We start from the raw sequence: 2,728 nt of genomic DNA on the forward strand, positions 1-2,728 counted from the left end.
CGGACAAAAAACAGTTGGCTTTGTTCGTGCCTCACAAATTATAGCCAACTATTTTTAGCCGTTTATTTGCGGCGTTATGCGTCACTTTAAATAGCTGTCTTTAAAGCGGTTTTTACTTCTACTCTTTCCTTCAAATCAGCTTTTAGGTACAGTGGCGTAATCAAATTTTAAGTTGGTCTTGGCTGTTCGTTTTTCAATTTAAGCTGTGACCAGAAAGGTTATTCACCAGTCAATCGCTTCATTGCAATTTTTGGTTCGGTGAGTGTTTATATAAATAAAGTTTAGCTCGTTGGTGCAGGCGCAAGCGCTTTTAAAGCGGTGTGTCAACGCATAACAAGGCGCTAAACTAGGACAAAATTAAATAAGCTCGTCGCTTCTCTCGATTTTAGCTTATTCAATTTTGCCTGTTAGCTAAGCGTTATATGCCTATGATATTTTTGAACCGTTCTATAGCTTTGGTGTCTCTTCTTATAAGCTTTACCATGCTATACGGTGTAGGTGAGCGATTTTTAAGTGCGCTATGGGTGCTCTATAAATTTTATGGGAGCAATGGAGAAGGGGTTTCACTTGGTGTTTCAATGACACTTATTACTTATCTCGTCTCATTTGGTTTAATAGCTGTTTCAAGGGTTATGTACACTAAATCTGGTGATAAGGTTGCTTTATCACTAACCAGAGTCACTAGCTACATAGTCTGGTCTGGGCTAATGCTTTTAACTATTTTGCTTGTTACACCACTAGCTCACCTTTATTCGAGATAGCGGCATATAACAAATTAATTAAACAGTGGACGCAAAACAGCAGGCTTGCGCTCATTCTTCGCTTAGTTTAGCCTGCTATTTTCCGCCGTTTATTAAGGCGTTATGCGTCAATTTAAATCGCTGTATTTCAAACGGTTTTTCCCTCAAACCTTTTCTTCAAATTAGCTTTTAGGTACAGTGGCGTAATTAAGTTTTAAGTTGGTCTTGGCTTTTCGTTTTTCAATTTAAGCTGTGACCAGAAAGGTCATTCACCAGTCGAACGCTTCTTTGCAATTTCGAGTTTGGTGGGTGTTTTTAATTTTTAGTTTGGCTTATTGGTGCAGGCGCAAGCGCTTCTAAATTTGAGTGTCAACGCATAACAAAGTCGTCAACGCGGACAAAAAACTGTTGGCTGTTACGCTTCGCTTCACACTTTAGCCAACAATTTTTTGCCGGTTACAACGGCGTTATGCGTCACTTTAAATCGCTGTCTTTAAAGCAGTTTTCACTTCAAGTCTTTTCTTCAAATTAGCTTTTAGGTACAGTGGCGTAATCAAATTTTAAGTTGGTCTTGGCTTTTCGTTTTTCAATTTAAGCTGTGACCAGAAAGGTCATTCACCAGTCGAGCGCTTCTTTGCAATTTTGAGTTTGGTGAGTGTTTTTTAATTTTAAGTTTGGCTTATTGGTATATGCGCAAGCGCTTTCAACTTTGAGTGTCAACGCATAACAAGGTCGTCAACGCGGACAAAAAACTGTTGGCTGCTACGCTTCGCTTCACATTATAGCCAACAATTTTTTGCCGGTTACAACGGCGTTAGCAGTAAGGGAGTTATAACTTGCAGCCCAGTGACACTTTGACAATTGAAAGCCTAGATGACGGTTGGCGTGATAAAGACATGGTCATGTTGCATGCTTGCTTTCAACTGCTAAAAGACTGCGTTGAAAAAGAGAATTTGTTAAACGGCCATACTGACTGGAACGCAGATGTAAAGCATATAGAAGTCAGGAAGGAATTGGAATTATTGTATAAGTGGTGGCTTCAGCGAATGACTCAAGATGAACAATGCGGAATGACTGAAGAAGAATATAACAATGACGACGAAATGTTACACAGGCTTATAAAGGTACGGTGGGCACTGTGGACTTAACTGCTAACAAACAGTTTAAAAGCGGACAAAATTCAGTTGGCTGGTTTCGCTCCGCTTCACATTATAGCCAACTAAATTTTGCCTTTTAACTGAGGCGTTAGCACTAAAGGTCAATATGGACATCATATTCAAATTTGGAATATATTTTTTAGGTGTTATAACCTCTTTACTTCTGATTCCTTTTGTTGAAAAGAAGAAGTCAGATGCTAAGAGAAAGGAGAGCCTAGAAGAACTATTTATTGAACTCGACGACATCCAAATTGAGCTAATAGATCACTTAGAGTCAAACTTTCAATTTTTACTTAATTTGAGAACTGAGGGTGAATTAGCGAATAATGGAAGATTACCAGTTCCCATGCCAAAAGTTATTAATACGGACGTACTAGGTGACTTATATAAAGAATCAGCTTTATTGCTTACTTCACCTCAAAGATTAGCCGTAAAACGTATTCCTAATCGCATTCATGAAATAATGCAGCATTCAAAACTATCAATAGACTCTGTCATGAACAAAAATGAATATTGTGCTCAATCAATTAAAAATACGGTCAAACTTTCTTGTTATTTAGTTCATGAAATAAACTCCCTTAGAGAGCACAGGGAGCGTTTTATTTTAGCAAAAGATTTGAACTCAAATAGCGCGGTATTACCAGTTTTAAGAAGTTTAGGGTTTAATGAAAGCCAAATAGCTATTTCAAGAATTGAAGAATCACTGTTTAATGAAGTTAAAGCTAAAATTTAGTGCTAACAAGCAATTAAACAGGGATAAAAAACTTGCGGGCTATTCGCTTCGCTCAATTTTAGCCCACAATTTTTTACCCGTTAATCGGGCGTTATGCG

The 2,728-nt window shown here is 37.9% G+C and carries 2 protein-coding genes; both read left to right on the top strand.

The window, feature by feature from the left end:
* The first annotated feature begins 1,576 nt into the window (after positions 1 to 1,576).
* Positions 1,577 to 1,888, top strand: a complete 312-nt coding sequence (locus tag AC1HJP_RS21085; protein ID WP_480363458.1) for a hypothetical protein — start codon at positions 1,577 to 1,579, stop codon at positions 1,886 to 1,888.
* 115 nt (positions 1,889 to 2,003) lie between these two features.
* On the top strand, positions 2,004 to 2,630 hold the full coding sequence (locus AC1HJP_RS21090) for a hypothetical protein (protein ID WP_480363459.1): 627 nt from the start codon (positions 2,004 to 2,006) through the stop codon (positions 2,628 to 2,630).
* Positions 2,631 to 2,728 lie beyond the last annotated feature (98 nt).

The sequence above is a fragment of the Pseudoalteromonas sp. NFXS53 genome (assembly GCF_056629255.1).

Excerpts from the sequence above, each read along its gene's own strand:
- AC1HJP_RS21090 (WP_480363459.1), top strand. The coding sequence starts at position 2,004 with ATGGACATCATATTCAAATTTGGAATATATTTTTTAGGTGTTATAACC.